We start from the raw sequence: 26023 nt of genomic DNA, 5'->3' as shown, positions 1-26023 counted from the left end.
CCCACGCTTGATGCTGAGCCTATGACTGGCTCTTGATGAATTCCTTGATTACAAACCAATCGCCCAACTGCCGCGCTCCTGGTCTTTGGCCCGGTACATGGCTTCGTCTGCTGCCGCGAGCAACTCCTTTGCGGTACGCGCATGGTCGGGGTAGAGGGCAATGCCGATGGTCACCGAGCAGGTGATCAGTTCCCCGTTGGGTAGCGTGATGGGGGATTGCATCTGATGGGCAATTTTCTCGGCGATATGCACCGCATCTTCGGCATGCTTGATGGGTTTGAGCAGCGCCGCAAACTCATCCCCACCCAGACGGGCCACAATATCGCTCTCACGTAACTGGCCACTGATGCGCAGCGCCATGATTTTCAGCACCTCATCGCCAGCCGCGTGTCCGTAGGTGTCGTTGATTTCCTTGAAGTGATCGCCGTCCATGAACATCAGCGCCACCGCGTTGCTGTGGAATCTGGCATCACGCACGGCGTGCTCCAGTTCGGATTCGAGCAGGCTGCGATTGCACAGGCCGGTCAGGCTGTCATGGTTGGCGCGATAAGCCAGGGTGTCGTGTTCACGTTTGACATGGCGTTGCCAGGTGGCAAGTTCATCCATCAGGGCATTGAAGTCCTGATTGAGTTGATTGAGCTCGGCGATATTGGCAGCAGGGGCGCGCAAGCCGAAGCTGCGATATTGGCGCACGCGGTGGGCAGTATCGGCCAGGATATTCAAGGGCCCGGAAATGCCGGCATGCATGCGGCGGGAGAGCGCCAGTGCCAGCAAGGTACTGAAGGCCATGCAGGCAAAGACGCAGCTGATCCCGGTGACCATGTATTCCAGCAGCAGGCGGCTGTGAGGTACCAGGCGGATACGGCCTATGGTCATATTGTCGTGCGTGACCGGGTAGTAGTAGGGCTCGGGCATGACGATGTTGGCCAGCCAGCTTTCCAGGTGAAAGAAGGCGCCTGTCTCAGGGCGTTTCCAATTGGCCAATGGGATGCCATGGCGGCCGATGACGCGGATCTCGGCCACATCTTCGCGCTTGCCTACCTTATCCAGGGCCTCTTGCACGGCCAACTCATCGTTGAACAGCACAGCCGCTTCCACCGTATAACTCAGCGAGCGCGCTACCAGCTGCATGTTTTGCGTGGCATACGCCTGCAAGGCATACATGCCAGCGAGGGTCAGCGCAAGCCCGGAGGAAATGACGGCAATCAGCGCCACGCTGAGATGCGCGCGCCGCAGAACCTGATCCAGCCTTGGGAGTGGTGAGCGAGGCGTGGTCATGGCGAAGCCTTGCGCTTTCCTAGCTGCAGTACATTGGGATGCACACGCAAACCGCTGCGCGCGATCGTATCGAGATTGACCTCGAAGTAGACATTGTCTTCACGGAACAAGAGGCAGAACATGCCCCCTGCGCTACACGAAGGTGGAGGCTCGCTGATGATGAGCACGGGCTGACCGATGAGTTGGGCCAGCAGCGATTCACGTTCGCCATTTTCCATGGTGCCAAGGTAGGCAATCTGGCACTGGGCAACCGCTTCGGGGGTATGCAGGGCCAGCTGGCGTACCGTAATGCGGGGGTGCATGGGGTTGGGCGCACCGGCCATCAAGGCATCGGCATATCGCGTGTCGCCAGTAATGCAGAGCTGAAGTTCAGGAAAAGGCGCCGGCCAGCGCGTATAGCTGACGATACCGTACACAATTTGCGCCACCTGTTTGCCGCGCGCAATGTCATCGCTGGCGGCAGCATGGCTGATCTGGCTCGTTAGCAGCAGGCAGGCGAAACCCAGCCATGCCAACAGCAAAGAATCAGGACGGTAGCACTGCCTACCGGGAAATGGTGCGAAACGGTAAATTTAACAACCCCTAGTCAATCAAATATGACGAGTTACCCGCAAGCACCCGTTCTGTATTTATACGCGTAAGTATGGCCTGAAATGGATGAGCTGCATAGATATCGGGCTGTGCAGCCCATGTAAAGACATCGGGCCCTGAGGATTTATTTTACGTGAGTTGCGATATTTCAGCTCTGGGTAGCCTGAGCTCGAATCGCATGGTGTGATCCTGGTAAAGCGCACGAATGCTGCCGCCATGCGCTTCGATAATGGACTTGGTAATGGCAAGTCCCAAGCCTGTGCCTTCGCTCTCGCGCTGGCGCGATGGGTCCACCCGATAAAAGCGGTCAAATAGCCGCGCCAAGGCGTTTTCAGGAACAGGCTCGCCGGCATTGTCCACCCAGACCGTTATCCAATGGCTATCGTCATACTGGAGGGTGATTGTGATGGTCTGCCCCACCGGCGTGTAGCGCACGGCGTTGGAGAGCAGATTGCTGAAAGCCCGGCGTATCATCAGGCGGTCTCCGGCCAGGGGGGCGGTGCCATGGCGGCTGACCAACAGCTGTTTTTCAGCCGCGAGCGCTTCGTAAAACTCAATGACGGCATCGATTTCCACGCCCAGATCCATGGTTTCGCGGTGCGGCACCAGCAGGCCATTGTCTGCCTTGGCCAGAAACAGCATATCGGCAATCATGCGCGAGAGCCGTTCATACTCTTCAATATTGGAATAGAGAATCTCCTGATATTCGCCCGCCGAGCGCGCCTGGGAGAGCGCCACATGACTTTGCGTCATGAGGTTGCTGACCGGCGTGCGTAGCTCATGGGCAATATCGGATGAAAACTCCGATAGCCGGAGAAAGGATTCCTGTAGACGCTGCAGCATGTCGTTGAACGACACCCCCAGCTCGACCAGCTCACGCGGTAGGGAGGTGACATCGATTCTTTCGCCCAGGCGGCTCGCCGAGATATTGCCCGCCATGCGCACAAAGTCGCGAATCGGCCGCAGGCCACGGCGGGCCGCGATCCAGCCGACCGCCACCAGAAACAGAATGCCGGTGGTGAGATAAAGCCACAAGGACCGCTGAAAGTGATGGATGAAATGGTCATGGTGGCCAATATCCACCGCAATCGCGACATTCAATGAGGGGCGCTGAGCGCTTGCCGGAAACTGCACCACCAGCCCGCGATAGGCGTGCCCGTTTTGCTGCCAGCGCTGCAGATGTGCGCTGTGTGGAGCGTAAGGCGCCGGATGCGGAAGCAGTAACTCCGGAGGGAAGCTGGCCTCCATGGAGCGGTAAACCAGCTGCTTGTCCGGGCGATACACCATGACAGAAAGGGCATGATGACCGATCAGGGCGTCGTTCAGACGCTGTGGCAGAGGTTGCTCTTCCTTCTCAGGCGCCGAATTCAATGCGTGGTGAATGAGTTCAAGCTTGCCCTCTATTTCAATCAGGTCTTCTTCGGCAAAGTGGCTATCGACCGCGTAGCTGGCAATCGCCCCGATGGCGATCATGACCACCGTGGAGAGTGCCGCAAAAATCAGGGTGATGCGGGTGATGATGGAGGTATGCATGTTCATGGTGCCTCGGGCACATCCAGCACATAGCCCATGCCGCGCACGGTGTGAATCAGCTTGGGCTCGAACGGATCATCAATCTTGGCGCGCAGGCGCCGCATGGCCACCTCGATCACATTGGTGTCGCTGTCAAAATTCATGTCCCACACTTGCGAGGCAATCAGCGAGCGCGACAACACCTCACCACGCCGACGCACCAGCAATTCCAGCAGTCCAAATTCCTTGGCCGTGAGCTCGATTTTCTTGCCATCGCGCTGCACGCGCCGCCGTAGTACATCGATTTCCAGATTGGCAACTTGCAGCACATCGGCTTCGCGCGTTCTGCCGCGACGCAACAGCGTGCGGATACGGGCCAGCAATTCGGAAAAGGCAAACGGTTTGACCAGGTAGTCATCGGCGCCCAGTTCCAGGCCTTTTACCCGGTCTTCCACCAGGTCACGCGCCGTCAGAAAAAGCACTGGGGTATGCTTGCCCGCCTCACGCAGGGCGGAGATGATCTGCCAGCCACTGGCGCGTGGCAGCATCACATCCAGAATGATCAGGTCGTAGTGTTCAGCCAGCGCCATATGCTGCCCATCCAGGCCATCATGAACCAGGTCCGTGACAAATCCTGCCTCGGTCAGGCCTTTGCGCAAATACTCGCCGGTTTTGTGTTCATCCTCGACTACAAGAATTCGCATGGAGTGGTCAGGTAGTGGTGTAGACAGTGATTGTGCCGCAAACCATGCTGCCTGGCAGCAAGATGACAAAAATGTAATCTGGATGTCAGCTGGCTGTCGGGTCAACCATGCCATGCTGGTCAGCATGAAATTGTCCTCGTCTATCCGCTCGCCCCGCGCTGACATGATACGCATGGCAAGTGTGCGGCTGTTGCTGCCACTGGTGCTTGTCAGCCTGTTGCCCGGCTGCGCCACGTTTTCGCGTGATGGCGGGTTTGATCAGGTGGCTTCCACAGTGAAAGCCAAAACCGGTAAGGAGATACGCTGGGTCAAGTCTGAAAACGAGCGTCACGCTCTGGATGAGCGTATCGCGCAACTGTTGCAGCAGCCCATCAGCGTGGACGATGCCGTGCAGATTGCCTTGCTGAATAACCGTGGCCTGCAGGCATCGTATGCCGAACTGGGTATTTCAGAAGCTGATCTGGTGCAGGCCGGGCGCTTGCCCAATCCGCGCTTTTCCATGCTGCGCGCCAGCCGCGACGGCGAATACAAGATCGAACAGGCGCTGACCTTCAATATTTTTTCGCTGGTGACCATGCCCAAGGCCACCGCCATCGAGCGTCGCCGCTTTGAGCAAACCCAGCGTCAGGTATCGCTGGAGGTATTGCGATTGGCGACTGCTACCCGCAAAGCGTATTTCACCGCGCTGGCTGCCGCGCAATCCGAACGCTACATGCAGCAGGTGATGCGGGCGGCCGAGACCAGTGCCACGCTGGCGCAGCGCATGAAGCAGGCCGGCAACTGGAGCACACTGGATGAAGCGCGTGAACAGGGCTTTTATGCCGATGCGACCTTAGGCGCAAGCCGTGCCCGCCAGGCCAGCTTGCAGGCCACCGAGCAACTCACCCGCTTGATGGGCCTGGATCACCCGCATTACACCTTGCCCGAGCGCATGCCGGATTTGCCCGCGCATGCAGAAGAGGCGGCCAATCTGGAGCAGACCGCTTTGCAACAGCGCATGGATGTGCAGATGATGAAGCTGCAAACCGAAGCCCTGGCCGGGCAATTGGGCCTCACCAAAACCACGCGGTTTATCAATGTGCTGGAGCTGGGCCCTGCCCGCGTGCTGGAAGGACGGCGCTCGGATCCCTACAAAAATGGGGTGGAGATTTCGCTGGAGATTCCCCTGTTTGACTGGGGCAGTGCTCGCGTGGCGAGGGCGGAATCCACCTACATGCAGGCCGTGAACCAGCTGGCACAGGTGGCGGTGGAAGCCAGATCAGAAGTGCGTGAGGGCTATGGGCGTTACCGTGCCAGCTACGATATTGCCCGGCATTATCGCGATAGTGTGGTGCCTATCCGTCAGAAAATCGCCGAAGAAAACCAGCTGCGCTATAACGGCATGCTGGTCAGCGTGTTTGATTTGCTGGCGGATGCACGGGCGCAGATTGCCAGCGTCAACAGCTACATCGAGGCCTTGCGCGATTTCTGGCTGTCGCAAAGCGATATGGAAATGGCCTTGATCGGCAAGCCGGATTTTTCCGCGCCAGGTCCGGCTATGGTCGCCCAATAAAGCCAGCTCAACCCAGGCGCAAGTGATCAACAGGACAGGATAACGATATGGTGTCTAGGCGTGATTTTCTCAAAGGGGCCAGTCTGGCGGGAATGGCGGCCACCGCCGCCACGGTCAGCAAGGTCGCCATGGCGGCGTTACCGGAGATCATCTCGGTGAGCGATGCCGACACCCAGGCGCCACGCATGCCGGATACTGGCCGCCCATATAACCCGGTCGTCACGCTCAATGGCTGGACCTTGCCGTGGCGCATGCGCAATGGCGTAAAGGAGTTTCATCTGGTGGCCGAGCCGGTGGTGCGCGAATTGGCGCCCGGCATGAAAGCGCATTTATGGGGCTACAACGGTCAGAGCCCCGGCCCCACTATCGAAGTGGTGGAGGGTGACCGCGTGCGCATTTACGTCACCAATCGCCTGCCCGAGCATACTTCCATGCACTGGCATGGCCAGCGCCTGCCCAATGGCATGGATGGCGTCACTGGCCTGACCCAGCCAGGCATCAAGCCCGGCAAGACTTTTGCCTATGAATTTGTCGCGCAGCGGGCGGGCACCTTTATGTATCACCCGCATGCCGATGAAATGACGCAGATGGCGATGGGCATGATGGGCTTCTGGGTCACGCATCCGAAAAACCCCGCCACCATGGCGGTGGACCGCGATTTTGTGTTCCTGATCAATGCCTACGATATTGACCCCGGTGCTTACACACCGCGCATCAACACCATGCTGAATTTCAATCTGTGGACGTTTAACAGCCGGGTGTTTCCGGGTATCAGCCCCATGGTGGTGAATCAGGGCGACCGCGTGCGCATCCGCGTTGGCAATCTCAGCATGACCAATCATCCCATTCATATTCATGGGCACGAGTTCATGGTGACCGGTACCGATGGTGGCTGGGTGCCGCCCAGCGCCCGCTGGCCCGAAGTGACGACGGATATAGCTGTGGGCCAGATGCGGGCGCTGGAATTCAAGGCGGATGCGCCGGGCGACTGGGCGTTTCATTGCCACAAAAGCCATCACACCATGAATGCCATGGGGCATGACGTGCCCACCATGCTGGGCGTGGAGCAGCGCGATCTGAAGCAGCAACTGCAAGGCTTGTTGCCGGATTACATGGCCATGGGTCAGCACGGCATGGCGGATATGGCCGAGATGCAAATGCCGCTGCCTGACAACACCTTGCCGATGATGTCGGGCCAGGGCCAGTTTGGCGGGGTGGAAATGGGCGGCATGTTTACCACCGTCAAAATCCGCAAGGGCATCGCTAAACATGATTATCGCGACCCCGGCCATTACCAGCACCCCGCCGGTACCGTGGCCTGGGAAGTGGAAAACGATCTTCCGCCAGTTGAGCGCCCCGCAGACACCGACGCCCACGGTGGCGTTGAAGTACAGGTGCGCAAACCCGGCGACCAGATGCAGCATTAACCTGAATGGAAGTTAATTATGAGCAAACCCGTTATTCGTGTTTTATGGACTTTTAACCTGATCGGCATGATGGCCTTGCCGCTAACGGTATTCGCGCATGAGGGCATGACGCATGATGCACCGGCGACTGCTGCCGCAGATGCCGACATCAGCACCACCCAGGGCGAAGTGCGCAAGATCAATCTGGAGCAAGGCACCATCACTCTACGCCATGGCGATATCAAAAACCTGGGGATGCCGGGCATGACCATGGTGTTTGTCGCGCAGGATAAAGCCATGCTGAACGGCTTGGCAGAGGGCGATCAGGTGGTGTTTCGCGCCGAGCGGCTGAATGGGGTGCTGATGGTGATTGCCATCCAGAAACAGGGGGCGGCCAGTTCATCGTCAAATCCGGCGCCCTGAGTCAGCTTCGCCATTCAAGGCTGATGTCATGACGATAGCGCGGCTGGACATGGCATTCAATTCATCGCAAAGACCATAAAAAAAGCCCCGGTTTCCCGGGGCTTTTTACTTGATGGCGAGGCTTGCAGCCTCTGCATCAGGGCTTGATTACATCATGCCGCCCATGCCACCCATACCGCCCATGTCGCCGCCGCCCATCGCAGGCGCGTCTTCCTTAGGCAGTTCTGCAACCAGTGCGTCGGTTGTCAGAATTAGGGATGCAACAGAAGCTGCATTTTGCAGTGCGGAACGGGTTACCTTGGCTGGGTCCAGAACGCCCAGTTCAACCAGGTCACCGTAAGTGCCGTTGGCAGCGTTGTAACCGTAGTTACCCTTGCCTTCCAGTACTTTGTTAACCACAACAGATGGTTCGTCACCAGCGTTAGCCACGATCTGGCGCAGAGGCTCTTCAATCGCGCGCAGCACGATCTTGATACCAGCGTCCTGATCGGCGTTGTCGCCCTTCAGTTCCTTGATGGCAGCGCGAGCACGCAGCAGAGCAACGCCGCCGCCAGCCACGATACCTTCTTCAACAGCAGCGCGGGTAGCGTGCAATGCATCTTCCACACGTGCTTTCTTTTCCTTCATTTCGATTTCGGTAGCAGCGCCAACCTTGATCACAGCAACACCGCCAGCCAGCTTGGCTACGCGCTCTTGCAGTTTTTCACGGTCGTAGTCGCTGGTAGCGTCTTCGATTTGCTTCTTGATCTGGTCAATGCGGCTCTTGATGGTGTCTTCAACGCCAGCACCGTCGATGATGGTGGTGTTTTCTTTGCCCACTTCAATGCGCTTGGCTTGGCCCAGATCGTTCAGGGTTACGCTTTCCAGCTTCAGGCCCACTTCTTCAGCAATCACGGTACCGCCGGTCAGGATGGCGATATCTTCCAGCATGGCCTTGCGACGGTCACCAAAGCCAGGAGCCTTGACAGCCACAGTCTTCAGGATGCCGCGGATGTTGTTCACTACAAGGGTAGCCAGAGCTTCGCCTTCGATGTCTTCTGCAATGATCAGCAGAGGACGGCCAGACTTCGCTACTTGCTCCAGGGCTGGCAACAGGTCACGAATGTTGGAGATCTTCTTGTCGTGCAGCAGCACGAATGGATTTTCCAGCAGGGCGATTTGACGCTCTGGGTTGTTGATGAAGTAAGGCGACAGGTAACCGCGGTCGAACTGCATGCCTTCCACCACGTCCAGCTCGTTTTCCAGGCCGGAACCGTCTTCCACGGTGATCACGCCTTCTTTGCCTACCTTGTCCATGGCATCCGCAATGATCTGACCGATGTCAGCATCGGAGTTGGCGGAGATGGAACCCACTTGAGCAATTTCCTTGCTGGTTGTGGTTGGCTTGGAGATCGCCTTGATTTCTTCCACGATCGCCACAACGGCCTTGTCGATACCACGCTTCAGGTCAGCTGGGTTGAAACCGGCAGCTACATATTTGAAGCCTTCACGTACGATGGCTTGAGCCAGTACGGTAGCAGTCGTGGTGCCGTCACCAGCGTTGTCGGAAGTCTTGGAAGCCACTTCCTTCACCAGTTGTGCGCCCATGTTTTCCAGCTTGTCTTTGAGCTCGATTTCCTTGGCAACGGATACACCGTCCTTGGTCACGGTAGGGGCGCCGAAAGAGCGCTCCAGCACCACGTTACGGCCTTTAGGACCCAGCGTTACCTTAACGGCATTTGCCAGAATGTTCACACCGTTAACGATTTTGGCACGTGCCTCATCGCCAAAAATTACTTGTTTTGCAGCCATTGTTAATTCTCCTGAATCTAGATTCGGTTAAGGGATGCGTCGCAATTAAGCTTCAACAACGCCCAGAATGTCTTCCTCACGCAGTACCAGCACTTCTTCGCCGTTAACCTTCACAGCCTGGCCTGCATACTTGCCGAACAACACTTTGTCGCCCACTTTCACATCCAGAGCGATAGCCTTGCCGCTGTCATCTTTCTTGCCAGGACCAACAGCGATCACTTCGCCTTGATCGGGCTTCTCAGCAGCAGTATCTGGAATGACGATGCCGGATGCTGTTTTACGTTCTTCTTCCAAGCGCTTAACAATCACGCGGTCATGCAAAGGACGAATTGCCATGAGTTACTCTCCTTGATTAAAGTCATTTTTTGACATTGGGTTGATCAGAATTCGGGTCGGGATGGATGCTGTTAGCACTCATGCCTATAGAGTGCTAATAATAAGGGCGGGGGTGGGTTTTTTCAAGAGAGGGGAGGGATCTTTTTGTGTCGTTTGCAATTTATCTTTGGATTTTTGCAGATTAACTTAAGACTTCAAATTCCATGTATTTTTAATCAGAAATGTATCTTTAATTAAGATCTTAAGATATATAGAGTTATTAGGCTCGGTCAGATATTAGATAAGATTGATTGCTGAGTGAATAAACCCTGAAGGATTACAAGTCCATTCTTGTGTATGGTACTTGCCCAGCGTTCAGCAGCGTAACGCAACGATTGGCGAAGACGATTGGCACAGCAAGTGCACCCAAATGTTGGGCACGCGTCAAACCAACGTAGAGCACGCGCTTGGCCTCTGCGTCGGCGCGCGCTTCCCACGACTCGAAAAGAGCTTCACTCCGGTTTTCAGGAGCACGATCGGGTGGAATCACGACGCACACTGCACCGTACTCACGGCCTTTCGCCTCGTGAATATTGGCACACGCAAGGCCAAGATCGATCGGCATTTGAAGATGGTTCGACCATTGCCCGTTGGTTGGACGCCGAAAGAAATTACGCACGGTCACACCGGCCGGTAGCGGCAGACCCAGTCGTTCCATCTCCTCATGCACACAGGCAATCCAGGCAAGCCGATCAGCATCGGTATCCCCGCACTTTCTGGGAAGACTCATGAGGAAACTCAGTGCACGTCTTCGAACTGCTCGTCGATCCATACCAAGACGTTCGGCGGTTCTCAATAGATGCTCGTTTGAGTTCATCCAAAAGGACAAAGGATCGCTTTGGTGGTCCCATCGGGGATTTCCTGAAGCGTTTATACGATCAGTCCTCGGTGGCATTCATCTTTTCCGGGACAGAAGGCTTGAATGAATATCTCGAGGTTGATTCGCAGGCTTCCACCCGCTGGCCAGGTATGCTCAAACTCAAGCCGTTTGATTACGATGATCATTTTATCGGTGTGTTACGTGCGTTGGATGAGGCGATACCAATGGCTCATCCATCAGGACTGGACTCACCTGAGCTTTCTGAAAAGATGTTCAAGTCTTGTATGGGAAATTTCAGATTGCTGAAAACGATCTTATGCAAGGCAGTGAAATACGCCTCGATCAATTCACATGTGTCTATTCAGCTGGAACATTTGCACCAAGCCCATGAATGGACATTTGCCCAAGCAAAAAATCCTTTCCTGCCATGATCCACAATCGGCTGTTGCATCGCGTCGAGCCTTACCCTGACGAAAGTCTCACAGGATTTCTCATGAGGGTAGCGCTGAAAAATCATCTGCTCGGCCCGGATGAAATTCTGTTCCGTATCCGGCGAGATAGAAGCCGCAATATTCACATGCAATACATTGAGGAACTGGCCTATTTCTGCCGCAATAGCCTAGATGAAATCCAACACTTGGACGGTATCGAAAAATGGCAGCATGGTGAACCCAGATGGCAGATTGGCAAGGAATGGATTACGCGATCTGTCTTTATCGACAATCGGGGTGCAAAAGTCTGTCCGATTTGCCTTCGAGAGTCATCATACCTCCGGGGGATATGGAGTCTCAGCCTCTACAATGTGTGTGCACAGCATGGAGTTGCCCTGATTGAGCGTTGCCTGAAATGTGGGCGTTTACTGAAATGGAATCGGAAGCGGCCGGAATATTGCGGTTGTGGCCAGCATTTGGCGAGTTTGCATGAAATCCCCGACAACTCTGCTGCAGTGAATCTGGCAAGGCTTCTTGCTTACCGTTCTGGCGGTGATACCACATTATTGTCGAACATCCCTCTATCAACCGGTGTGATCGAACGTCTAGTGAATCTCAGCCTGGATGGTATGTGCAAGACGGTTTGGTTTCTGGGACATTGTTTGAGTGAGGTGGGCGCATATGGAACGGGGCACGGCAGAAAGAAACCAGCATCCATTACCGTAACCCATATGGCCGAAAAAACATTTGGCTATCTAAGTGAATGGCCAAATATATTGGGATTTTCAATCGGAAAATTGCTGCTTGAACGATTGAATGTAGGGTTCACCGCGGTTGACTGCCATCGTGTTCTGGCACCGGCCGATCATTATTTCAACACCAGTCTTGATCAACCTGAGCTGAGATTTCTCACGAAAAGTTACGAACAATATGTCCAAGCAATTTGGCTTGCCTATGGCAGGCGTCACCCGGCATGTATTTACGAACAACAACTCAGGTTGCCCTTCTGAATATGGCTGACCGTCACAAAGTACTCAGTCAATGGCATGAACTCCAGGCAAAACTTGCACAACGCGATAAGTCATGGGAAATCGAAAATTACCGAATGTTGGGCTTGCCCGACATTTTGCCGGGTGAGGTTTTCAGTTCCTGGGTATGGCGTGTGCAGACTAGTGGGGGATTGAGTAACAAATATCTCAAAGAAAGGTGGAAGCTCAAGTATTCCCCTTGGCAACTCGACTATAAAAAAAATGCAATTGATTTTGAGCGTATTAGCAAATCATTGACTAATGTGCCGGTTGAGCTCCTGGTCGATACGACTCTTAATAGTTTTACCGGATTAAACGAGTCACAAGTGGTATGTTTGTTTGCTGATCCATTGAATACCAGGCCAATCTACCGTTATTGCCCTGAGTGCCTCATAGCCGATGCCACACCATATATTCGGAAAACCTGGCGGTATGCATTTTCGTATGTTTGTACTCAGCATCACAGGATATTGGAGGAGCGATGTCCCAATTGTCATCAGTTTGTGGATTTAAGTAAGTCAGGGAAGTTTGGGAAACATGCTGGCATTAGAGCTTCTATTCGTGTTTGCGGTGAATGTGGTCACGATCTCGGAAACATTACGAGGCAAGTTGAGCCCCGTATGCTGGAAATCTTAATACTTGCTCAAAGGCGGCTATTTGATGAGATTGGTACCTTTAACGCCGAGGAAGCATTGATGAGGTTTTGCCACTACGACGGGATTGCTATGCACCCACTTTGGGTAGGATTACATGGGCGTCATGTTTTTATGATGGAAAACGAGCGTGTGGCGAGCTTTGCCATGAAGCATAAGCTATATGCCAATACCTATTGGTATTCCCAACGCTCGATCGTCACCCAAAATTTGAAAAAGCTCATACGTTCGAACAAGCGAAGTGGGTTTTGATGGTATCGGTTATTCTTTGAACAACGAGGTAATTACGGTGCGGTCATGCCTATGATAGCGGCTAACCCATCAGTCAAGCGGGACTGGCGATGAGTACTTGTATGGAATGCTGATTAATTAAAAAGGTCTGAGAACTTAAATGGTTATCCTTGGGTTTTTTTAATAAAAAATGCCTAATTATTTAGGCAGCGACAACTGTAGTTTGATTCATAAGCTGCGCCGTAAGTATTTTTCGTTAGATGGATTCCAAGAAGCGCGTTGCACCATCCGCACTATGCGGCATTGAATTCGTCTGGGTTTCCAGATTCTGTCACTATCTTACTTATCTACCTTATCCCAACCATACTAGTTAATCTTCGCTCCGAAGCCGTATCAGGGCGAAAATTGAGTTTTATGTAAACGGCCAGACTTTACAGATGATTCCGTACGAACTTCATTATCTGTTACCACTCTTCCCTGCCAAGACTCTTCATCTTCAACTAAATACAAATCCAGCATCCTTAATTTATATGGGAAATATTCCCGTATGTATTAGGGATTTAATCCTGGTGTATTGGATTGCTAATTATCCTCTCGTTGGTTAAATTGAAAAGGTGTAAATAAATGTAATAAAACGGAATGGATAGTAAATGCGGAAAATACAAATGGCTTTAATTTCCGTATTTGGATTTTTCATTACTCCAGCATTCTTCCTGATTTCTCTAATGCTAGTTATTCCTTACTCATCAGGTCTAGCTGCAGAAGCATACATCACGGAATTTGGTCGAAGTAATGTCGTTGTTATTGATTTGGCCACTAATCAAATTACTCATCGTATAAAAGTCGGAACTAGCCCATGGGGCATTTCTTTGCATCCAAGTACAAATACTGCATATGTTAGTAATGTTGATTCTGAGAATGTCAGTATTATCAATATGCTGGATAAAAAAGTCATGGCTACCGTTGAGGTAGGCCGTAATCCAGTAGGAATCGCTGTTCTGCCAAATGGGATGCAAGCTTATGTGGCAAACGCACATTCGAACACATTATCAATTATTGATACATCTAAATATGAAGTCGTAAACACGGTATCCGTTGGGATTAGTCCGCGCTGTATTACTGTGGACCCATCCTCAAAAACAATTTTCGTTACAAATTTTGGTAGCGATACAGTTTCCGAAATATCGACTCTTACCAATGAAATTATTTCGACTATAAAAGTGGGGAAAGGTCCATTTGGAATTGCTATTCATCCCAATGGTAAAACATTGTACGTGGCGAATTCTAGATCGAACACTGTTTCAGTTATTGATTTGACACTTGGTCGTCAGGTTACAACCATTGAGGTTGGTCATCGTCCCCATGTATTGAGTATAAAACCTGATGGTTCCGAAATTTACTCCCCATCAGTTGATGATGACATGCTTTACGTTATTGATACCAGAAATAATCTCGTAAGTCATGTCCAGCAAGTGGGTAAATTTCCTAGAGGTGTTGGTTACTCTTCAGAAGCTAACAAAATTTATCAAGTAAACGTCAAAGGAAATAGCATCACCATCTTTGATGCTATTTCTTATAAAAAAATTGGCGAAATTGATGGATTGTCTTGGCCATATGCAATTGGCAATTTTATAACGCAATAAAATAATAAGGGGACGGTATGAGAAGTAAGGTAATGGTATTTGCCACTACGTGTGTGACTGTAATAGGTGTCAACGCACATGCAGAAACATTGGTGGATACAAATAGCGAAGCACCTATTAATGTGAAAACGCCTGAAATAGTCGTCACGGCTACACGTACCGAAGCTTCATTGGCATCTATCCCCGGGACGATGACTGTTATTGAACGTGCTCAGATCCAAGCACAAACGCAACTCTCAAATGGCGATTTGGGTGCTGCATTAGGTAAGCTTGTTCCTGGATTCTCGGTTGGCAATCAGTCTATGAGTCAGTATGGTCAAAATCTCCGAGGTCGTAAGGCATCCATTTTGGTCGATGGCGTGCCTCAAAATCCATTATTTGACCCGGGAAAGAACCTCTCGGTCATTGATCCGTCCATGATTGAGCGAATCGAGGTCATACGGGGATCTACGGCAATTTATGGAGATGCCGCCACAGGGGGTGTTATTAATATTATTACCAAGAACCCTACCAGTGGTGCTCCAGTAAATAATACGACGATCGGTGCCAATGTTTCCCTTTCACATCCTGGTGATAGTCTAGGGGGGAATATCAACCATAGTATTAGCGGTAAACGCGATGATCTTTCTTATCTATTAAGTGCTGCTATTCAAAAGAATGGTGGTTGGTTTGACGCAGAGGGTGACCGAATAGTGCCAAATCCACATCGAGATGGTGGATTGTCAGATACCAAGCAATACAATCTTTTTGGTAAGTTAGGGTTTGATATTGACGATAATCAGAAATTATCGGCCAATTTTAATCTGTTTCGTAATACACAAGATACCAACTATTTTGGTGACCCAACTCAGCACAATGTGACAACCGGTGCAAGAGCGCGCGCTGTTAGTGGATTTAAGCTTGATGATGAGGTTGGTGTGCGTAATCTGGCAGGCGGGCTGGACTATAACAACAAAGATGTATTTGGTAGCAAACTTCATGTCCAGCTTTACCATAAAGATTACTTTGCCCGAAGTGTCCCTTTTGATGGATTTGGGCCTGTCTATCAAGATACCATTACTTCCAAAAAAACTGGGGGACGTGTCGAAATAAATACCCCTATCATTGAAAATAAAGCGTCGGTGCTCTGGGGCGCGGATGCGTCCCATGAGAAAATTCAACAAACAGTTAAAGAAAAAGATTTCAACCTTTACTCCTCCAGTGGCGGACTCGTTTTTCAAAATACAGGCTTAGAGCGATGTTGGCTTTGTCCGTATACCCAAAATAATTATGCAGTCTTTGCACAGGGTGAATACAAACCATCTGATTACTGGGTTTTGCGTGGCGGCGTTCGGCATGAAGAGGTGCGCCTTGATATCCCCAGCTACATTACTTTAACGAATCGCCCGATTGAAGGTGGGTCTCCCTCCTTTTCTGCCTCGCTATATAACCTTGGCGCCGTTTATTATCTCAACGATGCCCTCAATATTTATGGCAATTTCTCTCAAGGTTTCTCATTGCCCGATGTGCGGCAGCGCTTGAGAACGGGAAGTGGCGGCACCTCAGTAAAACAACTCCATATGGCGCCTGAGATCGTCGATAACTATGAACTTGGGATACGAGGAGATTGGAATCAAGTCAGCGCCACTCTTGCATTCTTTTACAATGTTTCCGATTTAGGTGCAAACCCTCCCCCGAGCTTCAATGCCAGCATTCTACGAGCCCCAGAAAAAATTTACGGTGTTGAGGCTACCTTGGATTGGATTCTCAGTGAAAAAGTAAAAGCTGGAGGAACGCTCACTTACTCAGAAGGTAAAAATAATCCCGAAAATGATGGTCAAGGGTATATCTACCTCAACAATCAGCGTATTCGCCCTCCTAAGCTCACAGCATATGTTGAACATCAAACTCTTCCGAATTGGTCAAATCGACTCCAAATGTTGGTAAGCGGTCATCGCAGTCGATTTGGCGATAGCACTGATTTTGCCCAATATGAAGTAAATGGATATACCACTTTAGATTGGTTTAGCTCAATCAAACTTGCAAAAGGAACTTTGTTTGTCGGAATCGAAAATTTGTTGAACCGCGACTATTACACACCCCAGTCGCAACAGTTTCTGGAAGGGGATGTTACCCATGTCGCGGCTAGAGGGGCGGTGTTAAGTACTTCCTATTCATTTACTTGGTAATTCTTTTAACCGCGGAGGTTGTTAGTGAGTTCTATTATTCGATTTTTGTATGTGTTTGGTGTGTTTTTCACTTGCTGGATTACCACTGCCTGGACAGCGCCTCTTGCATACTCGACTAATGAGCGAGATGGGACGATCTCCGTCATTGATACTGCCATTGACCAGGTGATATTGACTTTCCAGGTGGGGGATAAGCCGAGAGGGGCAGCCATTACTCCGGATGGTAAATTTATGTATGTAAGTGACCAGCCACATAATGCATTAGTGATTGTGGACCTAATAAGGAATAAACCTATTGCTTCAACCCAATTAGCGTCTTCCCCTGAAGGAGTAGGAATCTCCCCTGATGGAAAGTTGATTGTTGTTGCAAATGAGGAGGATGACAGTGTTTCTCTTGTCGATACCCTATCTCACCAAGAGATATATAAAATCAAAATGCAGGGGAATAACCCTGAACATGCTGAGTTCAGTCCTGATGGAAAATGGTTGTATGTCACCGCAGAGGAGGCTGAGCATGTCGATATTGTGGATGTCGCTCAAAAAAAGTCTATTAAACTTTTACAAGTTGGACTTAGGCCTAGGGGAATTGGATTTCTTCCTGATAGTTCACGGGCATATATCGCCTGTGAGAACTCAAATCTAGTTGTCGTTATCGATACAAACACTCACGAAATCATTACTCGTATTGGAGTCGGGGTCCGATCAAATGGAGTCAAGGTTACCCCCGATGGCCGCAAAGTCTACATTTCCAATGGCGGTGACGGCACCGTCTCCGCTATAGATACCTTGACCAATAAAGTGATCGCTACGATCCCAGTGGGAAAGCGACCATGGAATATGGCGATCACCCCTAATGGCCGTAAGCTTTACGTCGCAAATGGAAAATCAAACACTGTTTCAGTTATCGATACGGCTAAAGACGTGAATATTAAGAACATCCAGGTAGGAGAATCTCCTTGGGGTGTCTTCCTTCACTAAATTGTCACAGATTGAGGCTAAACTTCGGTTGCATCATTTAATGATAATTATTATCATTAGCATTCTTTACATTGATTTACATTCTGTCTTGCTTCGCTAGGGCGGAATGTGATTGCTCTTGTAATGCGTTAGACAGAGAGGACTCAGCATGGATGATCAAGAAATCGGGACTCGGGCGGCAAATGTGTACTACGTTGCAGCACGCCGGCGCGCGCTCAAGCAACTGATTGAGGCAATGTTGTTTGAAAACATCCTTACCCATTCAAAAACACAGATCACACCAGAAGAAATGGAATTCCATGTTGAGGCGATCGATGCCAATGGTAACCAAGTGCGATATGTGTCAAAGGGGGTGGTGTCTGCGAGCTACGGCAGAATTAGATTGCAAGGTCCAACTATTAGACTCTCAAAAGATACTGCAGGTGAAGCTCCATCGATTGCATTATTTTTAGCTGAGGTTGACCAAACCATTGCTTGTGATGAGGCCAAATTTAGCGCATTTATTGCAGAGCTCAATAATACGGTTGCGAAGGATGCGGCTGCGCTTGAGTTCAATGCAAATCTCGACATTGATCATCTCAATAATCTCGAACGCTATGTTTTTGATGCATATGAAAGCGCGGTATTCAATGGGCATCTCTACCACCCCTGCTATAAATCCCGGATTGGATTCAGCCTAGGGGAAAATGAAGCTTATACGAATGATTTTGGAGCGCTGGTTAATTTTAATTGGATCGCAATCCTCCGAAACCGAGCGCGCATCTATACCATCGATGGCGTAAATATTGATCAACTGATTGCCAGTGAGTTGCAAGAACCAAGCGTAGAGTATTTTAATCAGCAGATTCTGCAGGCCGGGAAAAAAATTGAGGATTACATTTTCTTGCCAGTGCATCCGTGGCAATGGCAAGAAAAATTAGTATTTGAGTATGTGGATGATATTGCTGCCGGCGATCTAATATTTCTTGGCACGCATCCTGACAGTTATAGCCCGCAGCAGTCTTTAAGGTCCCTGTCTAATCAAACCAGAAAGAATGCTTACACCGTAAAAGTTGCGTTATCGATTATTAACACATCTGCGGATAGGTTACTTTCTCCTCACAACGTTGCAAACAGCGCGATGGTTTCTCAATGGCTGGCGTCCATATTGGACAATGACCCGTACTTGAGAGACGACCTTGGCTTCTCCTTTATTAAGGAGGTGGCTGGAATTTACGATGATAAGTCTCATCTGCCCCAGGCTCTTGAGAAAAGAAAATTTGGGCTTATCGGTACTATCTGGCGCGAAAGCATTTACCACTATATTCAGCCTGAAGAATTTGCAATTCCAGCAACGGCATTATGTTTTTCAGATGCCAAAGGAAAATCCGTCTCAGATGACTGGATAAGGCAGCATGGATTAATTCCTTGGGTGGAGCGTCTCCTTGATGTGCTTCTTACGCCATTTATGCATTTATTGTATGCCCATGGGATTGGCTTCGAAGCTCACGCGCAAAACACAATTCTGATATTCCAGGATGGATTGCCTGTAAGGGCGGCTGTGAGAGACTTGCCGGGGGGTATTAGATTCGCACGTGACTATCTTCAGGCTCCAGAAACGTGTCCGATGCTTTTGGACGCGCCTGAATATAGGCTCACTCCCGGCGAGCGGTCTGTGTTAGATGCAACTCCCCAAGAGGTGGTTTGGTACTTGCATGATGCAATTTTCTTTGTGCATGTTGCCGAGATTGCCCATTTTCTAAATGCAAAATACGCGTTGGACGAGACTGATTTTTGGGGAATGGTCTCGCGGACTATTGAGCGTTATCAGCTAAGTTTTCCTGACCTAGAAGAAAGATATGTTTCTCTGGATTTATTCCAGCCTCGTATAAGAATTAGCCAGTTCGCGCGACGTAAAATTTTCGAGGCGGGTGTAGGGAATGCATATCAAACAGTAGAAAACCCATTAAAGCGAAGCGATGTAGGGCATCGTGCTGCATAGTGCCGCATTAAATATGCAACGCGCGATCCGTGATCGGGAAGGATATTTGCTACGGCTGGTTACGCTAAGTCACTTTTCGGCCATGTTTGTTGCATTCAGTATTCCCCCCTTTCTAGCGACTATTCTCAAAGGGAGTTTCGAGGATGGCTTGTCGTTTCTCGGACTGTGCTATGCAGCTCCAGTAATAGCGGCATTTGCGGGATACCCTATTAGAACAAAGCTTACCGCTGCGATGGGTGAAAAGAGAGCTCTTCTCGTCAGCTATACGACAGTCGCTGCCATTATGTTCCTTACTGCAATGGCGCCAAATGCGGAGATGTTTTTGTTCGGCCTTGTTCTGCAGGGGGCCGTCGCTCCCACTTTTGCTACCTCAAGTAGCTACTTGGCTTGCTGGATCAAAGAGGAAAAGTTAGTTACTGGTATTAGTGCGTTACAGATCATCACCAGGGTTGCTGCTGTGGTGGGCCCTGCCATTTTGGGAGTGGTGATTATTCATCTGGGATCTCCACTCCAGGTTTACTTACTTCTGTCGTCACTCGCTTTTATTACAGCATTGCTATTGGCAATTCTTCTCCCTCAAGGAAATGGACAAATCAGCGCGAAAGTCGCTGATACAGATAATAAGCCAATTGCTGAGGGATTCACATTTTCAGTATGGCGGCCGTATATCGCCCAAGTACTCATTTTGTTTTCAGTCACAGTTTCAGCTCCCCATTTTATTGAGTATTTGCGGACTGACGTCAAAGATATTTCCGATGCGTTTCTTGGTGTTGTGTTCGCTATTCCTAGCTTGGCATATTTATGTTGCGTCCCTTTTTTAAAGCGTGTTCGTCGGCTGAGGGAGTTCAACATTTTATGCATGGGTTTTCTGCTCGTGATAATTGGATTTTCTTGCCAATGGTATTTCCAATCTTGGCAAAAAGTCGTTGGCTCGCAGGTCCTAATCGGGGTTGGCACATTTTTAGCCTATACAGGCATTAATGGTTATCTAGTAAGGGTTGCCAGAGTAACAGGATCAACGAAAGCATTTTTTAGATTTGAGTTAACCGGTCGTTGTGCCATGGCTTTAGGTGCAGTTGTGGGTGATTTCTCCGTAGCGATTGCTGGGATTAAAACACCATTTTTGATTTCTGGTACGACCATGACAATCTCATTGTTATGGGTTTTCTTTAATTTTTCTCGACCTTGATTCACCAACATTGGCTCAGGAGACATGATGGCTACGCTTGCATACAAATCCCCTTTCGTATCAGCTTCCTATGTAATCGCTGGACAACGCTGCGCGGAAACACTTTTGAATTGCTATTGCCGAGAGGTTGGTATTTCAGAAAATTCAATCAGGTTGTGTCGAATGCAAGACTCAACGAGTTGGCCACTTTCTATAAGGTCGGCATTCTCAAAAAAAGAAGTGTTAGAGATTTTGATGGAGAGAGTAGATGCCAAAATCATTGTTGCGGTTGAGGAAGACTCTCCGACCGCGAACTTTATATATACCTCTTCCATTTATTGCAAAGTAACTGGACAACCCTGGAGTCAGCTGGATTGGAGAAGCTTGGCTCAGCTCATCATTCAAGACCTCGCCATTAAACATGGACAAGAATTCAATGCCGAGTTGTTGGCTCAAATTGAAGATAGTGTCAATGTCACAACCGCCATTCTTGAGGAAACGAGAGAAGGAGCGTTGCCTTTAGACCCATTGCTAGCGTATCTAAGCTCAGAGCAGTCGCTGATATATGGCCATCCATTTCATCCTGCGCCTAAAAGTCGACAGGGGTTTAATGAGGTCGACCTCTATAACTATTCGCCAGAGTTTGGCCAAGGGTTTTCTTTACATTACTTTGCCGTACATAAAGATTTTATTTATCAAAGGTCAACATTGGATGAGGCCTGCACAGACATCATTGCACGGCAAGCTCCGGAAGGTCTGATATATGGTGGCGAGTATTACCTTGTTCCGAGCCATCCTTGGCAAGCAAAGTGGCTACTTGATAATCCGCTCGTCAAATCAGCTATCGATCAAGGCAAGCTGAAAGATTTAGGCGTGGCGGGAGATAAATATTTCCCTACCTCATCAGTGCGTACGTTATATCAGCCAGGTAATCCATATTTCTTCAAATTCTCGTTACATGTTCGGTTAACCAATTGCGTTCGGAAAAATGCGGTATATGAGTTGGAAAGCGCATTGCAGGTAAATCAGATCATGACGTCATTGATCGATGAGCTGGCTACAAAATTTCCTGGAGTGGCTATTCTTGAGGAGCCAGCGTTCTTATCGGTGGATCTTAAAGACGCAAATGCAATAGCAAATAAAGAGGTTACGGAGGGTTTCGGGCTGATCTTACGCAAAGGATTTGGCCAAAGTAATCTGAAAAATGGGGTTACGCCCTTATTGGCGGGCTCCCTGTTTGGGAATCACTCTCTTGGCCGGTCATATCTTCAACAAATTCTGTCTAGTCTATGTTCCGATGAGGGTAAAGACTATGAACAGGTGATGCTGAGGTGGTTCTCTTCATACGTCCAACAAGTCATGTACCCGATACTTGAATGCTATTTTGCATATGGTGTAATTTTTGAACCGCATTTACAGAACGTGGTGATTGGCCTCTCTAACCACTGGCCGACACAGGTGTTTTTACGCGATTTTGAGGGGGTGAAATTACTGCCTGAGCAATATCCCGAGCATAAGCTGTCAGGAATCAGTGCGCGAGCTCGTGAAAGCCTTTGGTATTCTGCAGAACAAGGGTGGAATCGTATTAGTTATTGCCTCTTTGTTAATAATTTCTGCGAAGCTATTCATCAGCTAAGCTTCGGCAACCCTCAGTTGGAACAATTATTGTGGGCAGAGGTTAGAGGGCACTTGGAGTATTTCCAGATGCACTATGGAACAGAACAGTCCAAACCCCGCATTGATGGCCTACTAAACGGAGAAGCGTTTCCAACAAAGGCTAACCTTAGCAATCGCTTCATGAAGCAACCCGATAAAGTAGCGGGATACATGAGCCTGGCCAATCCATTGGGAATGCACCAATGATGCTAGATGCTTTGAAATTCACATCTGCCATTACCGAGCTTGTTAATTCGCGCGAGCCCGTATGTGCTTACCTATATGACTTGAATTCGCTTTCATGCCATGCAGCGCATATTCGGAAGACCCTTGCTAAAAATATCGATTTTTTCTATGCGATCAAGGCAAATTCGGACATTCCAATCTTATCTACGCTAGCCGAATGGGTAGATGGTTTTGAAGCATCCTCTGGCGGTGAAATTCAATGGGTTCGATCACACTTTCCTCATATCCCATTGATATTCAGTGGGCCGGGTAAGTTGGATAGTGAGCTAGAGTTGGCTGTGTTAAACAATGTGACTGTGCATGTGGAAAGCTTATATGAATTAGAGCGGCTCTCTTATATTGCGAGTAGTTTAAATCGCCAAGTTTCTATCTTATTACGTGTAAACCCATACATGGAGGAGTTAAAGGTTACCTCTCTGGTAATGGGAGGTAAACCAACTCAATTTGGGATTGGCATAGAGCATTTATCACACTGCCTGCAGCTTATAAAACGGAATGCAGGGCATTTGGTGTTTCAGGGCTTTCACTTTCACCTTCTTTCGCACCAGTTAGATGCTCGTCAGCACTTGCTGCTCTTATCTGCTTATATCCGGCAGGCAAAAGAATGGGGGAGAGAGTTTGACCTTTCCATTAAGCAGATTAATGTTGGCGGCGGGATAGGTATTAATTATCGAGCACTTGATCAGCAATTTGATTGGGCTGTATTCGCTGAAGGGGTCAATCAACTTCAATCCAGTAATGAAGACTCGCTATTCCAACCTAGAATCCGTTTTGAGTTTGGTCGCTACATCACTGGATTTTGTGGTGCATATGCGGCAGAAGTTATTGATGTAAAAACCTCCGGTGATAGAGCATATGTTGTCGTGAAGGGGGGGACACATCATTTTCGTACGCCATATGCGCAAGGGCACAGTCACCCATTTAGCATAATCCCTGTCTCCACATGGGACAAACCTTATCCCAGGCCGGAAGTTAAAGCCCGAACAGTTACTATTGTCGGGCAGCTTTGTACCCCGAAAGATGTGCTGGCGACTAATGCCATGGTGGATCAAATACGTGTCGGCGACGTAGTCTTGTTCTCTCACGCAGGGGCATACGCTTGGCACATTTCGCATCATGATTTTTTACGGCATGCCCATCCTCTGCATATTTATTTCCCCTAAATAGCCATATCAACTAGCCCCCCGTTTAACAGTTTCAGTGAATTACCATCAGGAAAATATTATGAAAAAAAGAGTCTATGGAGTTAGTTTTATTGTAAGCACTTTATTCAGTGCAATTCCGGGAGAGGTGTCGGCTGATGAAAATAAGGTACAAAAAAAAGAAGAAATCGAAGAGCTGCAAGTCGTTGAGGTGAAAGCAGCTAGTGAAGCTTCCCCGACCGAATTACCTAAAGCATACGCTGGCGGCCAATTGGCCCGAGGTGCAAGGATGGGGTTGCTTGGTAACAAAGACTTAATGGATACGCCATTCAGCGTGACTAGTTACACCGCGCAAACAATTCAGGATCAGCAGGCGCGTACGGTGGCCGATATTGTACTGAATGATGCCTCTGTACGAAATATTAACCCTTCTGCAGGTCGGTTTGATCAATTCACGATCCGTGGTTTTACAGTGCTTAATAGCGAAGTCGCTTTTGGTGGGTTGTATGGCATAGTTCCTACATACTCTGTTCCGGTCGAGGCAACAGAGCGAGTTGAGATCGTTAAAGGTCCCAACGCATTGCTCAATGGGATGGCACCAAGTGGTGGCGTTGGCGGTACGATTAATGTTGTTCCAAAGCGGGCTGATGATAAGCCTCTGACGCAAGTTACTGGTACTTATGCTTCAGACAGTCAGTTTGGTGGGCAGGTTGATATTGGTCGACGTTTTGGGCCGGATAATAGTGTCGGAGTTAGATTCAACAGCGTATACCAGGATGGAGATACGCCACTTAAGCATCAAGCCGTCAAACGGAGTGTAAATGCGCTTGCTTTAGATTTTCGAGGGGAGTCGCTGAGACTTTTTGCAGATCTCGTACATCAGGAGCGTAATGTCGATGCCCCATTAGAAAGGGTTGCAGTAGCGAGCACACTGAAAGCTCCTTCGGCTAGCCGTGTAGATAGTAACTTTGCTCCATCATGGACATATGCCAATTCAAGAGATACTTATGGTGTATTGAGAGGTGAGTATGATATTTCGCCCAATCTAAGTGCCTATGCCGCCATTGGCGCTCGACGCGGCGACTATGACTTTCTGCGAGCCAATATCAGTATTAATAATGCGAATGGCAACTTTACCACTCAACCATTCCAATATTTGTATAAAGAGAATGCGTTATCTGCGGAAACAGGCTTGCATGGCAAATTCGAAACTGGCGCCATTAAACATCATGTCAATTTCAGTATGAGTGATTTTCGCCTTGAATATGGCAATGCAAGACAAAATTTTGCCAATATTCAGTCTAATATTTTCAATCCAATTGAACGAGCTGAGCCCGCTCTGGGTGGTTTGTCCGACCATATGCCGATTATTAATAAAACGCGACTGTCGGGTATAGCCCTCTCTGATACTTTATCCATTTTGCAGGAGAGGGTTCAGTTGACGTTAGGGGGGCGTTTGCAGCGTGTCCAGGTAAATGCTTATAACCCAACGACTGGCGCTAGATCATCCCATTATGATGAGGATGCATTGACGCCGGCGGTTGGGATACTGGTAAAACCATGGGAGCGTGTTTCCTTGTATGCAAACTATATTGAGGCTTTGACTCAAGGCCCAACCCCTACTGCAGGAGCTGTCAATCTAAATGATATTTTTGCACCAACAAAAACTAAACAGGTTGAAACTGGCGTAAAAGTAGATTTTGGAAAGCTGATTGCGACAGCAAGTCTTTTTAAAATTAAGCAGCCTAGCGGTTTTACCAACCCAACGACTCTGATATTTGCGGTTGATGGTGAACAACAAAACAAAGGTGCCGAATTGAATGTGTTTGGTGAGCCATATTCTGGGGTGAGAGTACAAGCCGGTGTGATGTTCTTGGACGGAGAACTTACCAAAACCACAGGTGGAGCCAATGATGGCAATACGGCTCCGGGCACCCCTAAGGTTAGTTCTAATTTAGGTGGTGAGTGGGATATTGCGAGTGCTCCTGGGCTTACATTAACAGCGCGTTCTATATATACCAGTTCACAATATCTCAATGCCGCAAACACACAAGAAATCCCCGACTGGGTAAGGTTTGACTTAGGCGCACGATATAAAGTGCAGAATATTAAAACCCCCGTAACGATTCGCGCGAATGTTCTAAATGCATTTGATAAACGCTATTGGTCATCTGCCGCAGCAAGCGGTTTGACTCTGGGAGATGCTCGTACGGTCATGCTCTCGGCAACGGTAGATTTCTAGTTTG

At 49.4% G+C, this 26023-nt stretch carries 21 protein-coding genes; 14 read left to right on the top strand and 7 right to left on the bottom strand.

The window, feature by feature from the left end:
* Positions 1-48 precede the first annotated feature (48 nt).
* From ACWWD9_RS12360 to ACWWD9_RS12345, 4 genes are all read right to left on the bottom strand, one after another.
* Positions 49-1278 carry a diguanylate cyclase domain-containing protein gene (locus tag ACWWD9_RS12360; RefSeq protein ID WP_455867196.1) on the bottom strand — a complete coding sequence of 410 codons (1230 nt, stop codon included), beginning with the start codon at positions 1276-1278 and terminating at the stop codon, positions 49-51.
* On the bottom strand, positions 1275-1793 hold the full coding sequence (locus ACWWD9_RS12355; protein ID WP_238525329.1) for a YfiR family protein: 519 nt from the start codon (positions 1791-1793) through the stop codon (positions 1275-1277). The genes ACWWD9_RS12360 and ACWWD9_RS12355 overlap by 4 nt, the downstream gene beginning before the upstream one ends.
* 205 nt (positions 1794-1998) lie before the next feature.
* Complete coding sequence (locus ACWWD9_RS12350; RefSeq protein ID WP_455867195.1) at positions 1999-3402, bottom strand: heavy metal sensor histidine kinase; 1404 nt, start codon at positions 3400-3402, stop codon at positions 1999-2001.
* Positions 3403-3404: 2 nt separating this feature from the next.
* Positions 3405-4085 carry a heavy metal response regulator transcription factor gene (locus tag ACWWD9_RS12345; protein ID WP_455867194.1) on the bottom strand — a complete coding sequence of 227 codons (681 nt, stop codon included), beginning with the start codon at positions 4083-4085 and terminating at the stop codon, positions 3405-3407.
* Between the two features lie 163 nt (positions 4086-4248).
* Here ACWWD9_RS12345 and ACWWD9_RS12340 point away from each other — a divergent pair, with 163 nt between their 5' ends.
* Genes ACWWD9_RS12340 through ACWWD9_RS12330 form a run of 3 tightly spaced genes read left to right on the top strand, consistent with a single transcriptional unit; the run spans position 4249 to position 7466 of the window.
* Entirely contained in the window at positions 4249-5637 is a 1389-nt protein-coding gene (locus ACWWD9_RS12340) for a TolC family protein (RefSeq protein ID WP_455868161.1), read from the top strand.
* A 47-nt stretch (positions 5638-5684) separates the two neighbouring features.
* Positions 5685-7064 (top strand): multicopper oxidase domain-containing protein, encoded by a 1380-nt coding sequence (locus ACWWD9_RS12335; RefSeq protein WP_455867193.1) that lies wholly within the window; start codon positions 5685-5687, stop codon positions 7062-7064.
* 18 nt (positions 7065-7082) lie between these two features.
* Positions 7083-7466 (top strand): copper-binding protein, encoded by a 384-nt coding sequence (locus tag ACWWD9_RS12330; protein ID WP_455867192.1) that lies wholly within the window; start codon positions 7083-7085, stop codon positions 7464-7466.
* Positions 7467-7613: 147 nt separating this feature from the next.
* Here the strand turns inward: ACWWD9_RS12330 and groL are convergent, their stop codons facing one another.
* The 3 genes from groL to ACWWD9_RS12315 all read right to left on the bottom strand — a co-directional run bounded on the left by groL (position 7614) and on the right by ACWWD9_RS12315 (position 10362).
* A complete protein-coding gene (gene groL, locus ACWWD9_RS12325; protein WP_013441225.1) occupies positions 7614-9257 on the bottom strand; it encodes a chaperonin GroEL in 1644 nt (547 codons plus the stop codon).
* 45 nt (positions 9258-9302) lie between these two features.
* Entirely contained in the window at positions 9303-9593 is a 291-nt protein-coding gene (gene groES, locus ACWWD9_RS12320) for a co-chaperone GroES (RefSeq protein ID WP_013441226.1), read from the bottom strand.
* A 316-nt stretch (positions 9594-9909) separates the two neighbouring features.
* Positions 9910-10362, bottom strand: coding sequence for a 3'-5' exonuclease (locus ACWWD9_RS12315; RefSeq protein ID WP_455867191.1), 453 nt, complete (start codon positions 10360-10362; stop codon positions 9910-9912).
* Between the two features lie 11 nt (positions 10363-10373).
* Here ACWWD9_RS12315 and ACWWD9_RS12310 point away from each other — a divergent pair, with 11 nt between their 5' ends.
* From ACWWD9_RS12310 to ACWWD9_RS12260, 11 genes are all read left to right on the top strand, one after another.
* The gene (locus tag ACWWD9_RS12310) at positions 10374-10883 is read left to right on the top strand and encodes a hypothetical protein (protein WP_455867190.1); all 510 of its coding nucleotides are present in this window, start codon (positions 10374-10376) and stop codon (positions 10881-10883) included.
* On the top strand, positions 10844-11893 hold the full coding sequence (locus ACWWD9_RS12305; protein WP_455867189.1) for a TniQ family protein: 1050 nt from the start codon (positions 10844-10846) through the stop codon (positions 11891-11893). Before ACWWD9_RS12310 ends, ACWWD9_RS12305 begins: the two co-directional genes overlap by 40 nt.
* Positions 11857-12816 carry a TniQ family protein gene (locus ACWWD9_RS12300; protein WP_455867188.1) on the top strand — a complete coding sequence of 320 codons (960 nt, stop codon included), beginning with the start codon at positions 11857-11859 and terminating at the stop codon, positions 12814-12816. The genes ACWWD9_RS12305 and ACWWD9_RS12300 overlap by 37 nt, the downstream gene beginning before the upstream one ends.
* Positions 12817-13445: 629 nt before the next feature.
* On the top strand, positions 13446-14438 hold the full coding sequence (locus ACWWD9_RS12295) for a YVTN family beta-propeller repeat protein (RefSeq protein WP_455867187.1): 993 nt from the start codon (positions 13446-13448) through the stop codon (positions 14436-14438).
* A 17-nt stretch (positions 14439-14455) separates the two neighbouring features.
* A complete protein-coding gene (locus ACWWD9_RS12290) occupies positions 14456-16606 on the top strand; it encodes a TonB-dependent receptor (protein WP_455867186.1) in 2151 nt (716 codons plus the stop codon).
* Positions 16607-16630: 24 nt separating this feature from the next.
* The gene (locus ACWWD9_RS12285; RefSeq protein ID WP_455867185.1) at positions 16631-17584 is read left to right on the top strand and encodes a beta-propeller fold lactonase family protein; all 954 of its coding nucleotides are present in this window, start codon (positions 16631-16633) and stop codon (positions 17582-17584) included.
* 148 nt (positions 17585-17732) lie between these two features.
* Positions 17733-19565, top strand: coding sequence for an IucA/IucC family protein (locus ACWWD9_RS12280; protein ID WP_455867184.1), 1833 nt, complete (start codon positions 17733-17735; stop codon positions 19563-19565).
* Between the two features lie 13 nt (positions 19566-19578).
* Complete coding sequence (locus ACWWD9_RS12275) at positions 19579-20754, top strand: MFS transporter (RefSeq protein ID WP_455867183.1); 1176 nt, start codon at positions 19579-19581, stop codon at positions 20752-20754.
* Positions 20755-20778: 24 nt separating this feature from the next.
* The gene (locus ACWWD9_RS12270) at positions 20779-22596 is read left to right on the top strand and encodes an IucA/IucC family protein (protein ID WP_455867182.1); all 1818 of its coding nucleotides are present in this window, start codon (positions 20779-20781) and stop codon (positions 22594-22596) included.
* Complete coding sequence (locus ACWWD9_RS12265) at positions 22593-23798, top strand: type III PLP-dependent enzyme (RefSeq protein WP_455867181.1); 1206 nt, start codon at positions 22593-22595, stop codon at positions 23796-23798. Before ACWWD9_RS12270 ends, ACWWD9_RS12265 begins: the two co-directional genes overlap by 4 nt.
* Positions 23799-23859: 61 nt before the next feature.
* On the top strand, positions 23860-26019 hold the full coding sequence (locus tag ACWWD9_RS12260) for a TonB-dependent receptor (RefSeq protein ID WP_455867180.1): 2160 nt from the start codon (positions 23860-23862) through the stop codon (positions 26017-26019).
* The last annotated feature ends 4 nt before the right edge of the window (positions 26020-26023 follow it).

This window comes from Methylovorus sp. SPW-M1 (assembly GCF_053848825.1).
Note: the sequence above shows the minus strand (reverse complement) of the source record. Positions and strands in the feature narration are given on the sequence as shown.

What these genes read in the sequence shown, in the direction of transcription:
- ACWWD9_RS12360 (WP_455867196.1), bottom strand. Translation starts at nt 1,278, where the DNA reads ATGACCACGCCTCGCTCACCACTCCCAAGGCTGGATCAGGTTCTGCGG.
- ACWWD9_RS12350 (WP_455867195.1), bottom strand. Translation starts at nt 3,402, where the DNA reads ATGCATACCTCCATCATCACCCGCATCACCCTGATTTTTGCGGCACTC.
- ACWWD9_RS12345 (WP_455867194.1), bottom strand. Translation starts at nt 4,085, where the DNA reads ATGCGAATTCTTGTAGTCGAGGATGAACACAAAACCGGCGAGTATTTG.
- ACWWD9_RS12340 (WP_455868161.1), top strand. Translation starts at nt 4,249, where the DNA reads ATGATACGCATGGCAAGTGTGCGGCTGTTGCTGCCACTGGTGCTTGTC.
- ACWWD9_RS12335 (WP_455867193.1), top strand. Translation starts at nt 5,685, where the DNA reads ATGGTGTCTAGGCGTGATTTTCTCAAAGGGGCCAGTCTGGCGGGAATG.
- ACWWD9_RS12330 (WP_455867192.1), top strand. Translation starts at nt 7,083, where the DNA reads ATGAGCAAACCCGTTATTCGTGTTTTATGGACTTTTAACCTGATCGGC.
- groL (WP_013441225.1), bottom strand. Translation starts at nt 9,257, where the DNA reads ATGGCTGCAAAACAAGTAATTTTTGGCGATGAGGCACGTGCCAAAATC.
- groES (WP_013441226.1), bottom strand. Translation starts at nt 9,593, where the DNA reads ATGGCAATTCGTCCTTTGCATGACCGCGTGATTGTTAAGCGCTTGGAA.
- ACWWD9_RS12315 (WP_455867191.1), bottom strand. Translation starts at nt 10,362, where the DNA reads ATGAGTCTTCCCAGAAAGTGCGGGGATACCGATGCTGATCGGCTTGCC.
- ACWWD9_RS12305 (WP_455867189.1), top strand. Translation starts at nt 10,844, where the DNA reads ATGGACATTTGCCCAAGCAAAAAATCCTTTCCTGCCATGATCCACAAT.
- ACWWD9_RS12300 (WP_455867188.1), top strand. Translation starts at nt 11,857, where the DNA reads ATGTATTTACGAACAACAACTCAGGTTGCCCTTCTGAATATGGCTGAC.
- ACWWD9_RS12295 (WP_455867187.1), top strand. Translation starts at nt 13,446, where the DNA reads ATGCGGAAAATACAAATGGCTTTAATTTCCGTATTTGGATTTTTCATT.
- ACWWD9_RS12290 (WP_455867186.1), top strand. Translation starts at nt 14,456, where the DNA reads ATGAGAAGTAAGGTAATGGTATTTGCCACTACGTGTGTGACTGTAATA.
- ACWWD9_RS12280 (WP_455867184.1), top strand. Translation starts at nt 17,733, where the DNA reads ATGGATGATCAAGAAATCGGGACTCGGGCGGCAAATGTGTACTACGTT.
- ACWWD9_RS12275 (WP_455867183.1), top strand. Translation starts at nt 19,579, where the DNA reads ATGCAACGCGCGATCCGTGATCGGGAAGGATATTTGCTACGGCTGGTT.
- ACWWD9_RS12270 (WP_455867182.1), top strand. Translation starts at nt 20,779, where the DNA reads ATGATGGCTACGCTTGCATACAAATCCCCTTTCGTATCAGCTTCCTAT.
- ACWWD9_RS12265 (WP_455867181.1), top strand. Translation starts at nt 22,593, where the DNA reads ATGATGCTAGATGCTTTGAAATTCACATCTGCCATTACCGAGCTTGTT.
- ACWWD9_RS12260 (WP_455867180.1), top strand. Translation starts at nt 23,860, where the DNA reads ATGAAAAAAAGAGTCTATGGAGTTAGTTTTATTGTAAGCACTTTATTC.